At 52.1% G+C, this 20,545-nt stretch carries 18 protein-coding genes and 1 other RNA gene; 11 read left to right on the forward strand and 8 right to left on the reverse strand.

Annotated elements, in window-relative coordinates; translation table 11 throughout:
- On the reverse strand, window positions 1-735 hold the full coding sequence (locus tag NL510_RS04920) for a fimbrial biogenesis chaperone (RefSeq protein WP_253382088.1): 735 nt from the start codon (window positions 733-735) through the stop codon (window positions 1-3).
- A gap of 48 nt (window positions 736-783) precedes the next feature.
- Window positions 784-1,350: a fimbrial protein gene (locus tag NL510_RS04925; RefSeq protein ID WP_253382090.1), complete on the reverse strand. Its 567-nt coding sequence runs from the start codon at window positions 1,348-1,350 to the stop codon at window positions 784-786.
- A 339-nt stretch (window positions 1,351-1,689) separates the two neighbouring features.
- Between NL510_RS04925 and speB the strand changes: the two genes are divergently transcribed.
- Window positions 1,690-2,610 carry an agmatinase gene (gene speB, locus NL510_RS04930; protein ID WP_253382092.1) on the forward strand — a complete coding sequence of 307 codons (921 nt, stop codon included), beginning with the start codon at window positions 1,690-1,692 and terminating at the stop codon, window positions 2,608-2,610.
- 53 nt (window positions 2,611-2,663) lie between these two features.
- Here speB and NL510_RS04935 read toward each other — a convergent pair whose 3' ends face one another.
- Both NL510_RS04935 and loiP read right to left on the reverse strand, forming a co-directional pair.
- A complete protein-coding gene (locus NL510_RS04935) occupies window positions 2,664-3,932 on the reverse strand; it encodes an OprD family outer membrane porin (protein WP_253382094.1) in 1,269 nt (422 codons plus the stop codon).
- A 208-nt stretch (window positions 3,933-4,140) separates the two neighbouring features.
- Window positions 4,141-4,899 (reverse strand): metalloprotease LoiP, encoded by a 759-nt coding sequence (gene loiP, locus NL510_RS04940; RefSeq protein WP_253382095.1) that lies wholly within the window; start codon window positions 4,897-4,899, stop codon window positions 4,141-4,143.
- A 272-nt stretch (window positions 4,900-5,171) separates the two neighbouring features.
- Here loiP and tkt point away from each other — a divergent pair, with 272 nt between their 5' ends.
- The 8 genes from tkt (at window position 5,172) to NL510_RS04980 (ending at window position 16,095) form a co-directional block, all read left to right on the forward strand.
- The gene (gene tkt, locus NL510_RS04945) at window positions 5,172-7,163 is read left to right on the forward strand and encodes a transketolase (RefSeq protein ID WP_253382097.1); all 1,992 of its coding nucleotides are present in this window, start codon (window positions 5,172-5,174) and stop codon (window positions 7,161-7,163) included.
- A 244-nt stretch (window positions 7,164-7,407) separates the two neighbouring features.
- Window positions 7,408-9,735 carry a glycoside hydrolase family 18 protein gene (locus NL510_RS04950; protein ID WP_253382099.1) on the forward strand — a complete coding sequence of 776 codons (2,328 nt, stop codon included), beginning with the start codon at window positions 7,408-7,410 and terminating at the stop codon, window positions 9,733-9,735.
- 298 nt (window positions 9,736-10,033) lie between these two features.
- The gene (gene epd / locus NL510_RS04955; RefSeq protein WP_253382101.1) at window positions 10,034-11,053 is read left to right on the forward strand and encodes an erythrose-4-phosphate dehydrogenase; all 1,020 of its coding nucleotides are present in this window, start codon (window positions 10,034-10,036) and stop codon (window positions 11,051-11,053) included.
- 49 nt (window positions 11,054-11,102) lie between these two features.
- Complete coding sequence (gene pgk, locus NL510_RS04960) at window positions 11,103-12,266, forward strand: phosphoglycerate kinase (protein ID WP_253382103.1); 1,164 nt, start codon at window positions 11,103-11,105, stop codon at window positions 12,264-12,266.
- 92 nt (window positions 12,267-12,358) lie between these two features.
- On the forward strand, window positions 12,359-13,438 hold the full coding sequence (gene fbaA / locus NL510_RS04965; protein WP_253382105.1) for a class II fructose-bisphosphate aldolase: 1,080 nt from the start codon (window positions 12,359-12,361) through the stop codon (window positions 13,436-13,438).
- Window positions 13,439-13,626: 188 nt separating this feature from the next.
- The gene (locus NL510_RS04970) at window positions 13,627-14,481 is read left to right on the forward strand and encodes a small-conductance mechanosensitive channel MscS (protein WP_253382107.1); all 855 of its coding nucleotides are present in this window, start codon (window positions 13,627-13,629) and stop codon (window positions 14,479-14,481) included.
- A gap of 145 nt (window positions 14,482-14,626) precedes the next feature.
- Complete coding sequence (gene argO / locus NL510_RS04975; protein ID WP_253382109.1) at window positions 14,627-15,262, forward strand: arginine exporter ArgO; 636 nt, start codon at window positions 14,627-14,629, stop codon at window positions 15,260-15,262.
- 92 nt (window positions 15,263-15,354) lie between these two features.
- The gene (locus tag NL510_RS04980; RefSeq protein ID WP_253382111.1) at window positions 15,355-16,095 is read left to right on the forward strand and encodes an oxidative stress defense protein; all 741 of its coding nucleotides are present in this window, start codon (window positions 15,355-15,357) and stop codon (window positions 16,093-16,095) included.
- 40 nt (window positions 16,096-16,135) lie between these two features.
- On the opposite strand, the gene argP is transcribed toward NL510_RS04980, so the two are convergent.
- A complete protein-coding gene (gene argP / locus NL510_RS04985) occupies window positions 16,136-17,029 on the reverse strand; it encodes a DNA-binding transcriptional regulator ArgP (RefSeq protein WP_253382113.1) in 894 nt (297 codons plus the stop codon).
- 127 nt (window positions 17,030-17,156) lie between these two features.
- Here argP and rpiA point away from each other — a divergent pair, with 127 nt between their 5' ends.
- Together rpiA and serA are read left to right on the forward strand one after the other, a co-directional pair.
- Window positions 17,157-17,816: a ribose-5-phosphate isomerase RpiA gene (gene rpiA / locus NL510_RS04990; RefSeq protein ID WP_253382115.1), complete on the forward strand. Its 660-nt coding sequence runs from the start codon at window positions 17,157-17,159 to the stop codon at window positions 17,814-17,816.
- Between the two features lie 265 nt (window positions 17,817-18,081).
- Window positions 18,082-19,314, forward strand: coding sequence for a phosphoglycerate dehydrogenase (serA, locus tag NL510_RS04995; RefSeq protein WP_253382117.1), 1,233 nt, complete (start codon window positions 18,082-18,084; stop codon window positions 19,312-19,314).
- Between the two features lie 43 nt (window positions 19,315-19,357).
- On the opposite strand, the gene NL510_RS05000 is transcribed toward serA, so the two are convergent.
- The 3 genes from NL510_RS05000 to zapA all read right to left on the reverse strand — a co-directional run bounded on the left by NL510_RS05000 (window position 19,358) and on the right by zapA (window position 20,536).
- Window positions 19,358-19,957, reverse strand: coding sequence for a 5-formyltetrahydrofolate cyclo-ligase (locus NL510_RS05000; protein WP_253382119.1), 600 nt, complete (start codon window positions 19,955-19,957; stop codon window positions 19,358-19,360).
- Window positions 19,958-19,981: 24 nt separating this feature from the next.
- A non-coding RNA gene (gene ssrS / locus NL510_RS05005) (6S RNA) lies at window positions 19,982-20,165 on the reverse strand.
- A 41-nt stretch (window positions 20,166-20,206) separates the two neighbouring features.
- Window positions 20,207-20,536, reverse strand: coding sequence for a cell division protein ZapA (gene zapA, locus NL510_RS05010; protein ID WP_253382121.1), 330 nt, complete (start codon window positions 20,534-20,536; stop codon window positions 20,207-20,209).
- Window positions 20,537-20,545 lie beyond the last annotated feature (9 nt).

The following is a 20,545-nucleotide window of genomic DNA, read 5'->3' on the forward strand; positions in this document are numbered from 1 at the left end:
TCAGAATGCCTGTGTTTTAGTAACGTATGCACCCAAGTCAGTAATATAGTTGTATTTGAAAATCCCTTTTCCACTCAGCGTCTCGACCTGGGTGAAATGGTAAATCATGGTGCTATACGGTGCGACCATTTGACCTTCAACCACGACCTCTTTTCCTTGTCCGTTTGTCAGCCAGGCATTGGTCATACTGACGTGCCACGGGGACGCATTGACACCAATCACATCATACCCTTTGGCGACTTTCTTAATTTCCCAGCGCAAGTTATCAGCCGCTTCCTGCGGATTTCCCTTCAGACCGGCCGGGCGATAAAAGAATTTAATCAGCGTGCGGAAAGCCATTTTTAGCTGGTTCTGATTAGCGTCTTCTACAGCGTCAGGTGGAATATCCAGCACGTTTAGCCAGAGCACCGTTTCTCTGTCTTTAGGGTATTTCGCTACAGCCTCTTTTGTCTGGAAAATGCGGAACACCTTTCCCTTTTGCGGATTGATACGCGCCGCAGGAGGATTGATAAAAAAAGGTAATGACTCTTTAACAGCGCCATCGCTTTTATCAGTGCTGGACAGCCAGACCTGCACCAGTTCAGGATCTTTGCCTACATTATTAATGCGGACAGTCTGTTCTTTCTCCGCTGCGTTAAAGACGACGCGGGTTGTCATTATCTGCACCGTCGCGCTGGAAGATGTCATCCAGAGAAGGGCGAGCAGCGGGACAAATTTTAAGGTTTTATTAAACATACGTAACCATTTTTTAATAGCAGGCGACGTAAAGACGTCGCCTGGCGATTATTGGTATTTGATTGAATAAACCACGTCACTCGCAACGCTACCCGCCGTAGCGGCACCACCGGTGGCAACATATTGCGCCCAGTAGTCAAAGCGCGCGGTATTTCCGGAAATGGTGACTTGTTCTGCAGTATCGTTCGCGGTGTTTAAGTTCAGAATGGCTTTACTGGAGTTGAGTAAACCCACCTGGACTTTTTCAGCACCGCCACTGGCTTTGGTCACGGTATTTTTCAAATTACCGGTTTTGGTATCGACATTGGTACTTTGAGCCAGTTCAAAATAGACGCTGGCTACTTTGCCGTTAGGGCAATTCGCGCCGCTCAGGCTAACGTGAAATGGCGTGTCACCTGCCCTCTGACCATCGCTTGTCAGCGCGGTGGTGCTGACGGAAGGCAAATGAACGGTAAAATCTGGAGTGGATGATTCGCCCGTTGCGTCGCCGCCTGTAATGGTACAGGTGGCATCGCTAATTGAGCCGGTAAACGTGATTGTTCCATCTTCTGCCGCTGCAGCGGTACCTGCGCTAATAAGAACGGTAAGCAGTGCAGCTTTTTTCAGCATCTTCATAATTATTCCCTTCTGTAAAATTAAATGCGAGTTGATTATAAAAATGCAGTCTGCTTCTGGATATTGATGTTTTCCTATTTTGTTATTTAGTATTTCTAAATGTATTTAATATATAAATAGAAAGAATGTATTACTTTTAAATATATATTTAAGACATGGACGTCAGGCTGCCGTGGTCGTCCGCGCGGTGGTGGAAAGAGCTTGACTGTTCCCCGCCAGCAGCCATAATTCATCAACAACATGTATTTATTAATGAATCCCTTCCTCGTCGGGCCTAACGACGCGGAGGGGATTTTTTTTCATCATTTCCACTACATCGACTTTAAAAGAGGTCAGGATATGAGCACTTTAGGTCATCAGTACGATAACTCTCTGGTATCTAACGCGTTTGGTTTTTTACGCCTTCCGATGAACTTCCAGCCGTACGACAGCGATGCTGACTGGGTCATCACCGGTGTGCCGTTTGATATGGCTACGTCTGGTCGCGCGGGTGGTCGTCATGGTCCGGCAGCGATTCGCCAGGTCTCAACTAACCTGGCCTGGGAGCACAACCGCTTTCCGTGGAATTTTGACATGCGAGAGCGCCTGAACGTGGTGGACTGCGGTGACCTGGTGTACGCCTTCGGCGACGCGCGTGAAATGAGCGAAAAACTGCAGGCGCATGCTGAGAAACTGCTGGCAGCGGGTAAGCGCATGCTCTCGTTCGGCGGTGACCATTTCGTGACTCTGCCGCTGTTGCGCGCGCACGCAAAGCACTTCGGAAAAATGGCGCTGGTTCACTTTGATGCTCATACCGACACCTACGCGAACGGTTGTGAATTCGATCACGGCACGATGTTCTTCACCGCGCCGAACGAAGGCCTGATCGATCCGAACCACTCGGTCCAGATCGGTATCCGTACTGAATTCGACAAAGACAACGGCTTCACCGTTCTGGATGCAGGCCAGGTGAACGATCGCGGCGTAGACGACATCCTCGCGCAGGTGAAGCAGATCGTAGGTGATATGCCGGTGTATCTGACCTTCGATATCGACTGCCTGGATCCGGCGTTTGCGCCTGGCACCGGTACGCCGGTGATGGGCGGCCTGACCTCCGATCGCGCCATCAAGCTGGTGCGTGGTCTGAAAGATCTGAACATTGTTGGAATGGACGTGGTAGAGGTCGCTCCAGCTTATGACCCGTCGGAGATCACCGCGCTGGCCGCGGCGACCCTGGCGCTGGAAATGCTTTACATCCAGGCGGCGAAAAAAGGCGAATAAGCCACGCGCGTTGTTTAAGCCGGGCAGGCGCAACCGCCTCCCGGCTATCCCCATCAAAACACGTTGAACGGATACTCCACGTAAGCACGGATTTCATCCCCGCCCACGTTATAATCGCTGGCATTGCTGGAGACCCGCAGTACGGAATAGCGCAGGCGCAGCATCAGATCTTTCGCCGGGCCGTCCTGGACTTGGTACTGAATTTGGTTAAACCACTCGTGCTCTTTACCGTTGCTGGTTTCGGCGGTTTTGATGTTATCGCCACGCACGTAGGCTGTGACCCAGCTCAGACCCGGCATGCCCAGTGCGCTGAAATCCAGGCCGTAAGAAGCCTGCCAGGAACGTTCGTCCTCGCCGTTAAAATCTGACCAGTAGGAGTTCGCCAGCCAGATGGTGTTACCGCCGTCACCCACGCCGCCCCGATCGCGATAGCTGCCATAGTGATAACCGGTGCTGCCGCTGCTTTGCTGATACGCGACTTTGAAGGTATGAATATCCCAGATGTAGCTTGCCGCCATGCTCCAGATGGTGTTACTGCGCCCGGTATCAAGGCTATCAGCGTAACCTTGATCCAGACGTGAATTATAGCCATTAAAGTCGAAAATCAGCTGTTGACCGGTGCTGAACGGCTGTTTGAAATTCATGCCCAGGTACTGCTTATTTATCACCTCTTCAACGTGAGAGGCATATAACGCCCCGCTGAACTGGTCGTTGAACTGATAGCTTGCGCCGCCGAAGGAGAGGCTTTTCAGGCCGCTATTGTGGCGATCGTCACTTTTACGCTGCTGATCGGTGAAGTAACCCGCGTTCACTTCGAGGCCGTCTATCTCGCTGGACGTGAGCAGGGCGCCGGTATAGCTTTCATACAGCAGTCGTGAGCTGTCGGCGTTGACGATGGGCAGCGCAGGGCGCTGGTTACCGTAGCTTAGTACGGTATTAGAGATACGCATTTTGGCCGTCGCGCCAAACTTCGCCAGGTCGGATTTTGCACGGCCATCATCTTCCTGTTTAAAGAAATCGATGCCGCCTGCGCCGCTCTTACCCCGGCCACCGTCCAGACGCACGCCATATTGGGCAATGCCATCCACGCCAAAGCCCACCCCCCCTTCGGTGTAGCCAGATTCAAAGGTTGCGATAAGACCCTGGCCCCATTCGGCTTTATCCTGCTGGCCCTGATGATAATCACGGCTGATATACGCGTTGCGTAAAAACAGATCTAAGCGGCTGTCATCAAGAAAACCCTGGCTGTTTGATTGTTGGCTTGCAACGGCGGGTAAGACGGTTAATAAACTTATAGCAACTAACGATAATTCTTTTTTCACGGAGGGAACGTCTCTGTCTTAATATATTAGATGGAATGACTGCGCGTTTGATAATTACCCGAATAGTAAACGATTGCAATAATTATGTGACCAGACGTTTCAGGGGAGAAGCCAGTCATGACATGGGCTTGGGGGCGTTAACGATCTGTGCGGTTAATTTCGCAATTCATGCGAAATAAAAGGGGGGCGAAAATGCCCCCTTATGAAATTATTTAATTCCGTCTGCGGCCATGCGGTCGCGAATATGCTGTGCACGCTCAACAGATGCCGGGTGATCGTCAAACATGGAGCTTTGACGGCCTTCTTCCAGCTTTGCCAGCTTCTCGAAGCTGGTGGCTAAGCCTGACGGATTAATGCCGCGTTTGCGCAACAGATCGTATGAATAATCGTCAGCCTCGGACTCCTGACGCTGGGAAAACTGGGAATTGACCAGTTTCTCACCCATATCGCCAATTTGTGATTGGGACAGGCTACCGACAACGCCGCCAGCAGAGGCTGCGGCTGCGCGAACGGCATTGGCGCCCAGGGCAACCTGCATGCCTTTCTTCACGTGGCCAAGCGCAACGTGACCCATTTCATGACCAATCACCGCTTCAACTTCGTTATCAGTCATCATGTCCATCAGCCCGCTGTATACGCGGATACAGCCGTTCGCCATCGCAAAGGCATTCACGTCTTTCGCCATATAGACTTTATAGTTCACCGGCTGGCCGTTGATATTGTCGCCCAGCGCCGAGGCAATCTTATCCAGACGCTGAGTATAAGTACTGTTAGCCGGAGCAATAGTGGCTTTTGCATCCATATCTTTACAGGCCTGATCGCTCAGCGCTTTCACCTGTGCATCGCTCAGGGAGTAAGCCTGGAAGGCTTCGGCGCCTGAGGTCATCAGTCCATTAGAATCCATATTCTGACAGCCGCTCAGCAGGAGCGTTGCCCCCAGGGCCAGCACTGTTGCACGCATTTTCATTATGTTGCTTCCGTACGCGTTAATCTGAATAAAATCCGAAAAATGTACCGTCAGCGAAGCCGGTGTCGGGCTAAGTATAAGGAATATTTATCGGGGCGGGCGAGCAGATTGCGCAACATGCGAGCATGATCCAGAGATTTCTTAAGCCGCAAAAGAATGGTCCATGTACATGCCCAGCCGCTTGGGTTACATTGTTGGCACTTTTTTCCGGCGTAGCCCAAAACGCGCTGTCGTCAAGGGCATGGCCTTTAACAGTCCGATCTGGAGTTAAAATGTCCTCACGTAAAGAGCTTGCTAATGCTATTCGTGCGCTGAGCATGGATGCCGTTCAGAAAGCCAAATCCGGCCACCCGGGCGCCCCTATGGGTATGGCTGATATCGCTGAAGTCCTGTGGCGTGATTTCCTGAACCACAACCCGCAGAATCCTTCCTGGGCTGACCGCGACCGTTTCGTACTGTCTAACGGCCACGGCTCTATGCTGATCTACAGCCTGCTGCACCTGACTGGCTACGATCTGCCAATCGAAGAGCTGAAAAACTTTCGTCAACTGCACTCCAAAACCCCAGGTCACCCGGAAGTGGGTTACACCGCGGGTGTAGAAACCACCACCGGACCGCTGGGTCAGGGTATTGCTAATGCCGTGGGCATGGCGATTGCTGAGAAAACCCTGGCCGCACAGTTCAACCGTCCTGGTCACGATATCGTTGACCACTTCACCTATGCATTCATGGGCGACGGCTGCATGATGGAAGGCATTTCTCACGAAGTGTGCTCCCTGGCAGGCACCCTGAAACTGGGTAAACTGGTTGCATTCTATGACGACAACGGTATTTCCATTGATGGTCATGTAGAGGGCTGGTTCACTGACGACACGGCTGCTCGTTTCGAAGCCTACGGCTGGCACGTTGTACGTGGTGTTGATGGTCATGATGCTGACGCAATAAAACGTGCAGTAGAAGAAGCGCGCGCCGTAACGGACAAGCCGTCTCTGCTGATGTGTAAGACCATCATTGGCTTCGGTTCGCCGAACAAAGCGGGCACGCATGACTCCCATGGTGCGCCGCTGGGCGATGCGGAAATCGCGCTGACCCGTGAAGCGCTTGGCTGGAAACACCCGGCATTCGACATCCCGTCTGACATCTATGCCCAGTGGGATGCCAAAGAAGCAGGACAGGTTAAAGAAGCGGCCTGGAACGACAAATTCGCTGCCTATGCGAAGGCCTTCCCTCAGGAAGCGGCAGAGTTTACCCGTCGTATGAAAGGCGACATGCCCTCTGATTTCGATGCGAAAGCGAACGAGTTCATTGCCAAACTGCAGGCGAACCCAGCTAAAATCGCCAGCCGTAAAGCGTCTCAGAATGCGATCGAAGCGTTCGGCCCTCTGCTTCCAGAATTCCTGGGCGGCTCTGCTGACCTGGCACCCTCTAACCTGACTCTTTGGTCTGGTTCGAAAGCGATTAACGACGATACTGCCGGTAACTACATCCATTACGGTGTACGTGAATTCGGTATGACGGCTATCGCCAACGGTATCTCCCTGCACGGTGGTTTCCTGCCGTATACCTCTACCTTCCTGATGTTCGTAGAGTATGCACGTAACGCCGTACGTATGGCTGCGCTGATGAAACAGCGTCAGGTGATGGTCTACACCCACGACTCTATTGGCCTTGGCGAAGATGGTCCAACTCACCAGCCGGTCGAGCAGGTTGCATCTCTGCGCGTGACCCCGAACATGAGCACATGGCGTCCATGTGACCAGGTGGAATCTGCCGTTGCGTGGAAATACGGCGTTGAGCGCCAGGATGGCCCAACCGCCTTGATCCTCTCCCGTCAGAACCTGGCGCAGCAGGATCGTAGCGAAGAGCAACTGGCAAACATCGCTCGCGGTGGTTACGTACTGAAAGATTGCGCGGGTCAGCCAGAGCTTATCTTCATTGCCACCGGTTCTGAAGTTGAGCTGGCCGTTGCGGCATGGGACAAACTCTCTGCCGAAGGCGTCAAGGCGCGCGTGGTGTCCATGCCGTCTACCGATGCGTTCGACAAACAGGATGCGGCATACCGTGAATCTGTACTGCCGAAAGCCGTATCTGCGCGTGTTGCCGTAGAAGCGGGTATCGCAGATTACTGGTTCAAATACGTAGGCCTGAACGGCGCTATCGTCGGAATGACGTCTTTTGGTGAGTCTGCTCCGGCAGAGCTGCTATTCGAAGAGTTCGGCTTCACCGTTGAGAACGTGGTCGCTAAGGCGAAAGCATTACTGTAATTCTCATTGTTCTCTACAAAGGGTGCTTCGGCGCCCTTTTTTATTTTCATAACGAATAATTTATTTTTATTGATGAATAATATATAAACCAAATTTCTGTGTTTTTTGTGGTGAATAGATTATTAGTCACTTACCAATATATCTGTATTAGTTTTTCCCTTAATCGTTTGTTACTCTCCTCCACGCTTCACGATTGATGCATTTATATTTATTAATGCTTTCTTTTAACAGATAAGGATATTGTATGAAACTAAAACCATCGATAATTGCGTTGGCGGTTACGTCGTGTTTGTTTTCAGCAAGTGTACTGGCTGAGTTAAAAGCAAATGATGATACCAACAGAATAGAAGGAACCTACAGTAACGCGCTGATGCGTTCAACGGATAACGGTGAAAGCTGGCTTGAACTGGTGGTGAGTGACGGCACTACTGCCGGAACTAATGACGACTTCCCGGGAACCGAGAAAGTTATCGTTGCCAATAAGCTGGCGGATGTTATGTCTACCCCGCTCTATGACAGCACGCAAAGCTACGGCACGCCAAATACGAAAGTTCGTTATAACGGCTATTACTGGACCAACCAATGGTGGGCCAACCCAGGTGAAATGCCAGGCAGTAACGCGGTATGGTTAAAGGGGGCGGCAACACGGCTCGAAGAGAATGTCATTGCCACCTATAACTTCACCCCATGGACGGGGCAGCAGGCAGATGATTATCAGAGCGCTCAGAAAGACAAAGTGGCTAAACAGATAAAAGTGTATGGCTATTATCCTGAGTGGGGCGTTTACGAAGCCCACAATTTCTTCACCACCGATAAAATTGCCTGGGATCAATTAACCCATTTAACCTACGCGTTCGGTGTGGTGAAAAATGGGGTAGTCATTACGCATGATACTGAGAAAGGTCCGCAGTTGATGAAAGAAATAGCCAATGCCAGTAAACAGGCAGGGGTGAAAAATATTTTATCAGTAGGTGGCTGGACTAACTCGGAAGAGGGCGTTTTTGAAGCAGCAACGGCAACGCCTGAAGGCGTCGAAAAGCTGGCGCAAAGTATTGTGGATTACGTCGTCGAGTGGAAATTCGATGGGGTAGATATCGACTGGGAATATCCTGATACCAGCGTTGAAAAAACACAGTTTACCAATCTTATCACCAGTCTGCGTAATAAGCTGGACGCATTGGGCAAACAGAACGATACCTATTACCAGCTCTCTGCCGCAGTTACGGTAAACCATAAGAATATGGGGTATATCAACCCAGCGGTGACGACGTCATTACTCGATTCTGTCAACGTGATGGCCTATGACATTCACGGCGCATTCGATTCTACCACCGGCCATAACGCGCCGTTGTTCGCGAACAGCAAAGATCAGGATCAGAAATTCAATGTCGCCGCTGCAATGAATGAGTATGTGACAACGTGGGGTGTTCCAAAGAATAAACTGACGATGGGGGTTCCTTTCTATGGCCGCGGTTGGGGCGATGTCGAGCCGACCGAAATCGTAAAAGGCCTTCCAGGTCTGTTTGCTGCGGGTAGCGCAACGGTTCATGGCGCCTGGGATGATGAAGATCAGTTTACCGGTACTAATCCGTTCTATGTGCTGCAACAAAAACTCGCCAGCGGTGATTACACTCGTTACTGGGATTCAGAATCGCACGTACCTTATCTCTACAATGCCCGTACCAAAGAATTCCTGACCTATGATGACGAAGCGTCAATCACTGATAAGGTCAATTACATCAAAGACCAGGGCTTTGGCGGTGCCATTATCTGGGATATTAGCGGTGATTCCAGTGACCATACGCTGGGTAAAATCGTCAGTACCTTGATCCAGAAGGACAGCGATGACACCGATGACGGTGATGATAGCGGCGATGAAGGCGATCAAACTAACGTCGTCTCTTATCTGAACCTGAATCTTGGTGCGTCAAAAGGATTGGTTTTTGATGACGCTTCCGCGCGCTTTATTATGTATCCGGGCATTCAGGCTGAAATGGCGTTAAGCGATTTCCAGAATGGCGTGTTCGATATTCGCTTGAATGACCGCTCCGTAGCGACCCTTAATAAGGGTAAAATGACAAACGGTGAGTTTCGTAGTGATGGAAAAACAGTCACAGTGATCACCAACGATCTGACCATTAATGAGGGCGATCTTATTTCCGTTGTTCGTCAGGATGGAGATAAAGAATACATCGACGCGTCAAAAACAGTGACGAGAGAAATGCTCGGACATGCGGTGTTTGATGAGAGTGGGCAGTTAAAAGATGTCTATATTGCTGACGGACCTTCGGTGACAAACGCGATTCAGTTGATGATGGATGGCTATGCTGACTCCCGGTACGAGATTTATCTTAACGATCAATTTGTGGCCCGAGCCGACACCCAAAAAACGGGTAAATGTGTGACGCAAAATATGACTTGCGGCTACAGCGGTGCTCAGAGAGTCTACTACTATACTGATAACAGTGTCGTGGTCCACGTAGACGACAGCATTAAAGTTTACCAGGTCGTCGACGGCAGCAAAACGCTCGTCGCTGCATTGACCGTCCCGCACGGCATCTTCTATTACTGATTGATTTTGCCTTCTGCCCGGGAGAACGCTTTCCGGGCAGTTCACTCACCCATCTCCCAGGCTAAACGGGCCGATTATTCCAAAAAAATGTGACGAACATCATATAGCGTGCGTATTGCGCTGGACACCCATTCCTTTTATTCCGCGTTTCGCTTATTCTTGCTGAAGCGTTTCAGTCGATTAAATGTTCGACAAATGACCAATCAATCGCAGTTTGTGACAGCAAAGATTCCCCTGAGGGCGTCGCTGGATTACTCTTTCAGCCACCTCAATTCAGGGATAGCTTTGCAGGAGATCTATGACCGTACGCGTAGCGATTAATGGCTTCGGTCGCATTGGGCGCAACGTGGTTCGTGCTTTGTATGAATCCGGGCGTCGTGCGGAAATGACCGTGGTGGCAATCAATGAACTGGCGGATGCTGCGGGCATGGCGCATTTACTGAAATATGACACCAGCCACGGACGCTTTGCCTGGGACGTTCGCCAGGAACGCGATCGGCTGTTTGTCGGTGACGACGCGATCCGCGTGCTGCATGAAAGCTGCATTGAAGGGCTGCCGTGGCGTGAACTGGGTGTGGATGTGGTGCTGGACTGTACTGGCGTGTATGGTAACCGGGAACATGGCGAAGCGCATCTTGCTGCAGGCGCAAAGAAAGTCTTGTTCTCCCATCCCGGCAGCAAAGACCTTGATGCCACCGTCGTGTTCGGCGTCAACCAGCATGAGCTGCAGGCCCAACACCGCATTGTTTCTAACGCCTCCTGTACCACCAACTGCATTATTCCGGTCATTAAACTGTTAGACGATGCGTATGGCATTGAATCCGGTACCGTGACTACGATTCACTCCGCCATGCACGATCAGCAGGTTATCGACGCCTATCATCCGGATTTGCGACGCACTCGCGCGGCGAGTCAGTCGATCATTCCGGTCGATACCAAACTGGCTGCCGGGATCACTCGCATTTTTCCGCAGTTCAACGACCGTTTCGAAGCCATTGCGGTGCGCGTACCGACCCTTAACGTCACCGCAATTGACCTCAGCGTGACGGTAAAAAAACCGGTAAAAGCCAGCGCAGTCAACCTGTTGCTGCAAAAAGCGGCACAGGGTGCATTTCATGGTATAGTTGACTATACGGAATTACCGTTGGTCTCAGTAGATTTTAACCACGACCCGCACAGCGCCATCGTCGATGGCACGCAAACGCGAGTAAGTGGTGCACACCTTATCAAGACGCTGGTCTGGTGTGATAACGAATGGGGCTTTGCTAACCGAATGCTCGACACCACGTTAGCAATGGCCGCTCAAGGTTTCAGGTAAGACGCATTGTGCGTCTGCAAAACTTTAAGAATCAACGAGAGGATTCACCATGTCTGTAATTAAGATGACCGATCTGGATCTGGCAGGTAAACGCGTTTTCATCCGTGCCGATCTGAACGTACCGGTTAAAGATGGCAAAGTGACCAGTGACGCGCGTATCCGTGCATCTCTGCCAACCATCGAACTGGCATTGAAGCAGGGCGCTAAAGTGATGGTAACCTCCCACCTGGGTCGTCCAACCGAAGGCGAGTACAACGAAGAGTTTTCTCTGCTGCCGGTTGTTAATTACCTGAAAGACAAACTGTCCAGCCCGGTGCGCCTGGTAAAAGATTACCTGGACGGCGTTGAGGTGGCTGCCGGTGAGCTGGTGGTTCTGGAAAACGTTCGCTTCAACAAAGGCGAAAAGAAAGACGACGAAGCGCTGTCCAAAAAATACGCTTCACTGTGCGACGTGTTTGTTATGGATGCATTCGGTACTGCGCACCGTGCGCAGGCGTCAACTCACGGTATCGGTAAATTCGCCGACGTCGCCTGTGCAGGCCCTCTGCTGGCTGATGAACTGGAAGCCCTGGGTAAAGCACTGAAAGAACCTGCTCGTCCAATGGTCGCTATTGTTGGTGGTTCTAAAGTGTCCACCAAATTGACCGTTCTGGATTCCCTGTCAAAAATCGCTGACCAGTTGATTGTGGGCGGCGGTATCGCCAACACCTTCGTTGCGGCTCAAGGCCATAATGTTGGTAAATCTCTGTACGAAGCAGACCTGGTTGACGAAGCGAAACGCCTGCTGACCACCTGCGATATCCCGGTCCCAAGTGACGTTCGCGTAGCAACCGAGTTCTCCGAAACGGCTACCGCGACCCTGAAATCTGTAAACGACATCAAAGATGAAGAGCAGATTCTGGACCTGGGTGATGCGTCTGCAGAGAAACTGGCTGAAATCCTGAAAAACGCAAAAACGATCCTGTGGAACGGTCCTGTTGGCGTGTTCGAATTCCCGAACTTCCGCAAAGGGACTGAAATCGTAGCTAATGCTATCGCAGACAGCGACGCGTTCTCTATCGCAGGCGGCGGTGATACCCTGGCAGCAATCGACCTGTTCGGTATCTCTGACAAGATCTCCTACATCTCCACTGGCGGCGGCGCATTCCTCGAGTTCGTGGAAGGCAAAGTACTGCCAGCAGTAGCAATGCTCGAAGAGCGCGCTAAGAAGTAAGCCATTTAAGGGCAGGGTTACCTGCCCAACTTTCAGCGCGCTTATAAGAGCACGCACCTTTTCTAACGGCCGAAGATACAGGACTCAGCAACATGTCTAAAATTTTTGATTTCGTAAAACCTGGCGTTATCACTGGTGATGACGTACAGAAAGTGTTCCAGGTAGCTAAAGAAAACAACTTCGCACTGCCCGCAGTAAACTGCGTGGGCACCGACTCTATCAACGCCGTACTGGAAACCGCTGCAAAAGTTAAAGCTCCGGTTATCGTTCAGTTCTCCAACGGTGGCGCTGCGTTTATCGCAGGTAAAGGCGTGAAAACTGACGTGCCTCAGGGAGCGGCGATCCTCGGCGCAATCTCAGGTGCGCACCACGTTCACCAGATGGCTGAACATTACGGTGTTCCGGTTATCCTGCACACAGACCACTGTGCGAAGAAACTGCTGCCGTGGATCGACGGTCTGCTGGATGCGGGTGAAAAGCACTTCGCGGCTACCGGTAAGCCACTGTTCTCTTCTCACATGATCGACCTGTCTGAAGAGTCACTGCACGAAAACATTGAGATCTGTTCTCAATACCTGGCGCGCATGGCCAAAATGGGCATGACTCTGGAAATCGAACTGGGCTGCACCGGTGGTGAAGAAGACGGCGTGGACAACAGCCACATGGACGCTTCTGCCCTGTATACTCAGCCAGAAGACGTTGATTACGCTTACAGCGAGCTGAGCAAAATCAGCCCACGTTTCACCATTGCCGCCTCGTTCGGTAACGTGCACGGCGTGTACAAACCTGGTAACGTGGTCCTGACCCCAACCATCCTGCGTGATTCTCAGGAATACGTGTCTAAGAAACACAACCTGCCGCACAACAGCCTGAACTTCGTCTTCCACGGCGGTTCCGGTTCTTCTGCCCAGGAAATCAAAGACTCCGTAAGCTACGGCGTAGTGAAAATGAACATCGATACCGATACCCAGTGGGCAACATGGGACGGTATCCTGCAGTACTACAAAACCAACGAAGCTTACCTGCAGGGTCAGCTGGGCAACCCGAAAGGCGAAGACCAGCCGAACAAGAAATACTACGATCCACGCGTCTGGCTGCGCGCTGCACAGACTTCAATGATCGCTCGTCTGGAGCAGGCTTTCAAAGAGCTGAACGCGGTTGACGTTCTGTAATTTGAGTCGTTAAATGCCTCGGAAAGGTCCGCAATCGCGGGCCTTTTTTTACGCTTTTTCAATGGCCTGCTCCCTACGTTTTTGTGATCTGTTTGGCAATATCGGCGCTTTTTGTTTACCCTTTACTTACCTGCCTGTCTCCATGGGGGATGGATTTTCGTGATTTGGTTTAGCATAAGGATGGATGAATGGACGATCTCGGTGTAGTAGATGGTATCAACAACGCGGGAACCTGGCTGGTGCGCAACCAGGCATTGCTGCTCAGTTATGCGGTAAATATTGTGGCGGCAATCGCGATCATCATCGTGGGGATGATTGTGGCGCGTATCGTCTCTAACGCATTCAACCGCGTTCTGCTCACGCGTCATATTGATGCGACTGTCGCCGACTTCCTCTCCGCGCTGGTGCGCTATGGGATTATCGCTTTTACCCTGATTGCGGCGCTGGGGCGTGTAGGCGTACAAACGGCGTCCGTTATTGCGGTGCTGGGTGCAGCCGGTCTGGCCATTGGTCTGGCGCTGCAGGGGTCGCTCTCGAACCTGGCGGCTGGCGTACTGCTGGTGACTTTCCGCCCGTTCCGCTCAGGTGAGTATGTGGATCTGGGAGGCATTGCCGGAACCGTACTGCAGGTGCAGATTTTCTCAACCACTCTGCGTACCGTCGACGGCCGTATTGTGGTAGTACCGAACGGCAAAATTATCGCAGGTAATATCATCAACTTTTCGCGCGAGCCGGTGCGTCGTAATGAGCTGATTATCAGCGTGGCATATGACTCAGATATCGATCAGGTGAAGTCGCTGCTTACCACCATCATTGAGTCTGACGAGCGCATACTGAAAGACAAAGAGCAGACCGTGCGTCTGAATGAACTGGGTGCGTCCTCGATCAACTTCGTGGTGCGTATCTGGAGTAAAAGTAGTGATCTGCAAAACGTTTACTGGGATGTACTGGAGCGTATTAAACGCGATTTTGACGCCAACGGTATCAGCTTCCCCTATCCACAGATGGACGTTAACGTTAAAAAGGTGAAAGAAGCCGAGTAATCGCCATTCTTGCAGGCCCGGTAGACGCTACTGTTACCGGGCTTATTCATAAGCTACGCTAATCCCCAATTAATATTATCCATTTCCTCTAATAAACGTCTCGCAGTATAGTCTTGTCTACAGACAGCTTTGTGAGATTTTGTTCATGTTATCCTATTATTTTCAAGGGCTTGCACTAGGGGTGGCTATGATCCTCCCTCTCGGACCGCAAAACGCCTTCGTGATGAACCAGGGGATCCGTCGCCAGTATCATCTGATGATTGCCCTGCTGTGCGCGGTGAGTGATCTGTTACTGATTTGCGCCGGGATTTTTGGCGGAAGCGCGTTGCTGATGCAATCGCCGTGGCTGCTGGCATTGGTGACCTGGGGCGGCGTGGCCTTCCTGGTGTGGTATGGGTTTGGCGCACTGAAAACGGCCATCAGCAGCAATCTTGAACTGGCAAGTTCCGACGTTATGAAGCAGGGGCGCTGGAAAATCATTGTCACTATGCTGGCGGTGACCTGGCTTAACCCGCACGTTTATCTTGATACCTTCGTGGTACTGGGAAGCCTTGGCGGGCAGCTTGATGTTGAACCCAAACGCTGGTTTGCGCTCGGCACGGTCAGCGCATCCTTCCTCTGGTTCTTCGGCCTCGCCATTCTGGCTGCCTGGCTGGCACCCCGTCTGCGCACCGCCAAAGCCCAGCGTATCATCAGTACTCTGGTGGGGCTGGTGATGTGGTTTATCGCGCTTCAACTGGCAAAAGAGGGTATCCATCATGTTCAGGGATTGTTCAACTAATCCTTGTCTTATGGACAACTGAGCAAGAAGCGCTAAGCTTGCTGGCATGCGCTCTGTTAATGGGGCACTCTTCGCAACATGGAGGATTGACAGTGAAGTTTAAGGTGATGGCCCTGACGGCATTAGTAAGTTTAGGTGCGGTGTCGGTGCAGGCGAACGAACTGCCGAATGGCCCGCACATCGTCACTTCAGGCACCGCAAGCGTGGACGCGGTACCGGACGTTGCAACGCTGGCAATTGAAGTGAACGTTGCAGCGAAAGACGCCGCTTCCGCCAAGAAGCAGGCTGACGAGCGTGTTGCGCAATATCTCTCTTTCCTGGAACAGAATGGTGTCGCTAAAAAAGATATCAGCTCTGCTAACCTGCGCACTCAACCCGACTACGATTACCAGAACGGCAAAAGTATCCTTAAAGGCTATCGTGCTGTGCGCACCGTTGAGGTGACGTTACGCCAGCTTGATAAGCTGAATTCGTTGCTGGATGGCGCCCTGAAGGCGGGCCTGAATGAAATTCGTTCCGTCTCGCTGGGCGTTGCGCAACCGGAGAAGTACAAAGACGAAGCGCGTAAAGCAGCAATTGATGATGCAATCCACCAGGCGCAGCAGTTGGCTGCTGGCTTTAACGGCAAGCTCGGCCCAGTGTACAGCGTGCGCTACCACGTTTCCAATTACCAGCCAAGCCCAATGGTGCGTATGATGAAGGCGGATGCAGCTCCGGTTTCTGCTCAGGAAACCTATGAGCAGCCGACTATTCAGTTCGACGATCAGGTTGATGTGGTATTCGAGCTGGATCCGGCTCAAGGACAACAAACCGAGGCGGCAAAGGCGCCGTAATTTGCCCTCACCCTCTCCCCCCGGAGAGGGGATTCATCTTTCAATCCTGTCTCAACACTCTATGCCCAAAGGCCAACAGTGCGTCGGTAACATTGCGCATCATACGGCTTTCTGGCGCAAAGCGGTGCCAGTAAAGCATCCGGCGCTGGTACAGACCCGGAGTTAAATCGATAAGCTCGCCGCTTTTCAACTCTCTCTCAATCTGCAGATGCGGGATCATGCAGCAGGTGGTGCCCTGTCGTGCGAGCTGCACAAAGGCTTCCGACGAGTTCACGATATGACACGGCACGCTGCCCGGCGGCAGGTCAAAATTTTGCTGCAGGAAGGCCTGATGCATATCGTCGAGATGGTCGAAGGCGACGGCCGGAGCCTTAAGCAGCGCGGCGCGGGTCACGCCATTGGGGAAATAACGCTCGGCAAAGGCTTTTGAGCCAACAAACAGATAATCCAGCGCGCCTAACTGATCCACCAGGCAGCTTGGCAGCGCCTGTGGCTGGATACTGACCGCGCCGACCACTTCGCCACGACGCAGACGTTCCTGGGTACGGGTTTCATCTTCCACCTGCAAATTCAGGCGGATAGGGGAGTCGGCCAGTACCGGCGCGAGGGCGGGCAGCAGCCAGGTTGCCAGACTGTCGGCGTTCACCGCCAGCGACAGCAGCAGCGGCGTGGAGCCGGTCTGTTCATCACCCAGCCATTCGTCCTCGAGCAGTTCAACCTGGCGCAGCAGCGCGAGGAGCTTTTGCCCTTGCTCGGTTGGGCGAGGGGGAACGGTACGCACCAGCAGCGGCTGCCCGAACATATTTTCAAGCTGTTTGATGCGCTGTGACACGGCGGACTGAGTAATACAAAGCTTCTGCGCCGCCCGCTCAAAACCTCGTTCACGAATAACCGCATCAAGTGCCTGTAGTGTTCTGTAGTCCGGACGTTTCATTACTCTGGCTTACTCCTTAATTTTGCTTAATCTGCACTATGACACAATTTTCCCTCCGTGGCAGACGAAATCCATCCGACGTGTTCTATAATGCGCCGTAAGTTTTCACACCACAGGCAAAACGATCATGACGCAGGATGAACTGAAAAAAGCAGTAGGATGGGCCGCTCTCCAGTACGTACAACCGGGTACCCTTGTCGGTGTGGGTACAGGGTCAACGGCGGCACACTTTATCGATGCGCTGGGCACGATGAAGGGGCAGATCGAGGGTGCGGTTTCAAGCTCCGATGCGTCCACGGAAAAGCTGAAAAGCCTTGGTATTACCGTTTTCGATCTCAATGAAGTGGACCGTCTCGGAATTTATGTTGATGGCGCGGATGAAATCAACGGCCATATGCAGATGATCAAAGGCGGTGGTGCGGCGCTGACCCGTGAAAAGGTCATTGCCTCCGTTGCGGACAAGTTCATCTGTATCGCCGATGCCTCCAAACAGGTAAATATTCTTGGTAACTTCCCGCTGCCGGTAGAGGTCATCCCAATGGCGCGCAGTGCTGTGGCGCGTGAACTGGTCAAACTCGGCGGTCGCCCGGAATATCGCCAGGGCGTGCTTACCGATAACGGAAACGTGATCCTTGACGTGCATGGTCTGGAAATTCTCGACGCCATTGCGCTGGAAAATACCATTAACGGCATTCCTGGCGTTGTGACCGTAGGTCTATTTGCCAACCGTGGCGCGGATGTAGCGCTGATCGGTACCGCTGATGGCGTGAAAACTATCGTAAAATGATCTGTTGGGGGGCGCACACCCCCCGTTAAAAAAATTTTGAAAAGCTAAATTCGGTGACTTGTATCACGTTTTTGAGCCTCTTTTGCCGATCCTGCCACGTTTGTAAAATTACACAGCATTTTCCTCTGTCATTTTGCCATGTATGACTTCTCTTCAGAGTGCCGACGCAAACGTTCATATTGCTGCAATAGTTTTTTTTGATATGTTGGCTACAGCGGATTTATATCCAGCACAACATCAGTTCAGACAAAACAGGGTCGGGTAAATGGCAAAGGTATCACTGGAGAAAGACAAGATTAAATTCCTGCTGGTCGAGGGGGTGCATCAGAAAGCGCTCGATAACCTTCGCGCAGCAGGGTACACCAATATCGAATTTCACAAAGGCGCGCTGGATACTGAAGAGCTGAAAGCGTCCATCCGCGATGCCCACTTCATTGGCCTTCGATCCCGTACCCAACTGACTGAAGACGTTATCGCGGCGGCGGAAAAACTGGTTGCTATCGGCTGTTTCTGTATTGGCACCAACCAGGTTGATCTGAATGCCGCCGCCAAACGCGGTATCCCGGTCTTTAACGCCCCTTTCTCCAACACCCGTTCCGTGGCGGAGTTAGTAATTGGCGAACTGCTGCTGCTGTTGCGCGGCATTCCTGAAGCTAACGCCAAAGCGCACCGTGGCGTGTGGAACAAGCTGGCATCCGGTTCGTTTGAAGCCCGTGGTAAAAAACTGGGGATTATCGGTTACGGTCACATTGGTACGCAACTGGGTATTCTGGCTGAATCCCTCGGTATGCATGTTTTCTTCTATGACATTGAAAACAAGCTGCCGCTTGGTAATGCCACCCAGGTACAACATCTCTCAGACCTGCTGAACATGAGCGACGTGGTTAGCCTGCACGTGCCGGAAAATGCCTCCACCAAAAACATGATGGGTGCGGAACAACTGGCCCTGATGAAGCCGGGTTCACTGCTGATCAACGCCGCGCGCGGCACGGTTGTAGATATTCCGGCGCTGGCGGATGCGCTTAAGCGTAAGCACCTTGCGGGGGCGGCCATTGACGTGTTCCCGACGGAGCCTGCAACCAACAGCGATCCTTTTACCTCTGTACTGTGCGAGTTCGACAACGTGATCCTGACGCCGCACATAGGGGGGTCGACTCAGGAAGCGCAGGAGAACATCGGCCTGGAAGTGGCGGGTAAGCTGAGCAAATATTCCGACAACGGTTCTACACTCTCAGCGGTAAACTTCCCGGAGGTTTCACTCCCCCTGCACGGCGGTCGCCGTTTACTGCATATCCATGAAAACCGTCCAGGCGTGCTGACCGCCATCAACCAGATCTTTGCCGAACAGGGTGTCAACATTGCCGCGCAGTATCTGCAAACCAACTCGCAGATGGGCTACGTAGTGATTGATATCGAGGCGGATGAAGAAGTGGCCGAGAAAGCGCTGCTGAGCATGAAGGCGATCCCGGGAACCATTCGCGCGCGTCTGCTTTACTGAAACTTTTGCGGAATATAAAAAAACGGTAACTGGGGTTACCGTTTTAACGCCATTCCCACAGCGTTGATGGCGTCACCACCGCTGGTAGCGGCACATCCCAGCTCTCAGTCGGCAATGTGTCTACGCACTGGCAATCATGCGCATATCCCACCGGCTGTAAGCCGTGCTGCTGCCAGTTTTGCAGCGTCCTGTCGTAAAAACCGCCGCCCATTCCCAGACGCTGGCCTTGTTTATCGAAGGCTACCAGCGGCGTAATTAATACCTCCAGCCCGGACAGCGGCAGCACGTCGCGGACGTCGAGTTTGGGTTCGGTGATTTTCAGACGATTGACCACCCGTTCGCTGTGCGGGTGGTAATGCAAAAACAGCAGGTTCCCTTTACTGAACGGATGCAGTACGGGCAGATACACCTTTTTCCCGGTGCGCCAGAGTTGTTCGATCAGCGGTTGGGTATCCAGCTCGCCGTCAAACGACAAAAACAGGGCGACGGTTTTCGCCATCACCACGGGCGGATAGGCCATCATTCGCCCCGCGGCCTGTTGGGCAAAATGGGCTTGCTGTTCGGGGGTTAACGCACGACGACGTTTACGGATTAACTGACGGATGTCCTTGCGTGAAGCAGAAACTTCAGAAAGTAGAGTCATGGTAGTCGGTAGAAGAAAAGAGAGGGAATCTCCGAGATGCCGCCGCAGGCTGTAACCCTTGAACCCTTGGTTCAAGGTGAATGTGTCGTCATAGTTTTAAGGCTTCTCGGACGGACCGAGCATGCTCACCAACCATGGAGCGCCACATTCTTGTGGTATGAAATATCGGCTCAGGGGACTGGCCCGCTTGCGAACATCTCAGAGAAATTTTGTCTTCCCAGTTACTCTACCATAGTCAACTGAGAAGTGTTATTCAAACTTTGGTCCCGGTCTTTCGGGATGGCGACCTTGATCAAGCAACGCCTGTTCAATGGTCTGCTGGAGCATTTTAATGCGCTGCTCCATGCTTGCCGCGTACTCGCGAGTTTTCGCTTTTTCCTGAGTCAGTTCGTAGCTGATGTTCAACGCGGCGATAAACACCAGCTGCTCAGTATTTGTGACTCTAGTGCGTTCTTTAAGATCTTGCAACCGCTGATTCAAATCGTCCGCAGCCTGATTCAAAGCATCCCTTTGTTCAGGCGGACAATTCACTCGCAGTGAACGGCCAAAAATCTGGAGATCGACGGGTTGTGCAGACATGCCACCTTC

It is taken from the genome of unidentified bacterial endosymbiont, assembly GCF_918797525.1.
GTDB lineage: Bacteria > Pseudomonadota > Gammaproteobacteria > Enterobacterales > Enterobacteriaceae > Enterobacter.

Coding starts and splice junctions, on each gene's coding strand:
- NL510_RS04920 (WP_253382088.1), bottom strand. CDS start 735: ATGTTTAATAAAACCTTAAAATTTGTCCCGCTGCTCGCCCTTCTCTGG.
- NL510_RS04925 (WP_253382090.1), bottom strand. CDS start 1,350: ATGAAGATGCTGAAAAAAGCTGCACTGCTTACCGTTCTTATTAGCGCA.
- speB (WP_253382092.1), top strand. CDS start 1,690: ATGAGCACTTTAGGTCATCAGTACGATAACTCTCTGGTATCTAACGCG.
- loiP (WP_253382095.1), bottom strand. CDS start 4,899: ATGAAAATGCGTGCAACAGTGCTGGCCCTGGGGGCAACGCTCCTGCTG.
- tkt (WP_253382097.1), top strand. CDS start 5,172: ATGTCCTCACGTAAAGAGCTTGCTAATGCTATTCGTGCGCTGAGCATG.
- NL510_RS04950 (WP_253382099.1), top strand. CDS start 7,408: ATGAAACTAAAACCATCGATAATTGCGTTGGCGGTTACGTCGTGTTTG.
- epd (WP_253382101.1), top strand. CDS start 10,034: ATGACCGTACGCGTAGCGATTAATGGCTTCGGTCGCATTGGGCGCAAC.
- pgk (WP_253382103.1), top strand. CDS start 11,103: ATGTCTGTAATTAAGATGACCGATCTGGATCTGGCAGGTAAACGCGTT.
- fbaA (WP_253382105.1), top strand. CDS start 12,359: ATGTCTAAAATTTTTGATTTCGTAAAACCTGGCGTTATCACTGGTGAT.
- NL510_RS04970 (WP_253382107.1), top strand. CDS start 13,627: ATGGACGATCTCGGTGTAGTAGATGGTATCAACAACGCGGGAACCTGG.
- argO (WP_253382109.1), top strand. CDS start 14,627: ATGTTATCCTATTATTTTCAAGGGCTTGCACTAGGGGTGGCTATGATC.
- argP (WP_253382113.1), bottom strand. CDS start 17,029: ATGAAACGTCCGGACTACAGAACACTACAGGCACTTGATGCGGTTATT.
- rpiA (WP_253382115.1), top strand. CDS start 17,157: ATGACGCAGGATGAACTGAAAAAAGCAGTAGGATGGGCCGCTCTCCAG.
- serA (WP_253382117.1), top strand. CDS start 18,082: ATGGCAAAGGTATCACTGGAGAAAGACAAGATTAAATTCCTGCTGGTC.
- NL510_RS05000 (WP_253382119.1), bottom strand. CDS start 19,957: ATGACTCTACTTTCTGAAGTTTCTGCTTCACGCAAGGACATCCGTCAG.
- zapA (WP_253382121.1), bottom strand. CDS start 20,536: ATGTCTGCACAACCCGTCGATCTCCAGATTTTTGGCCGTTCACTGCGA.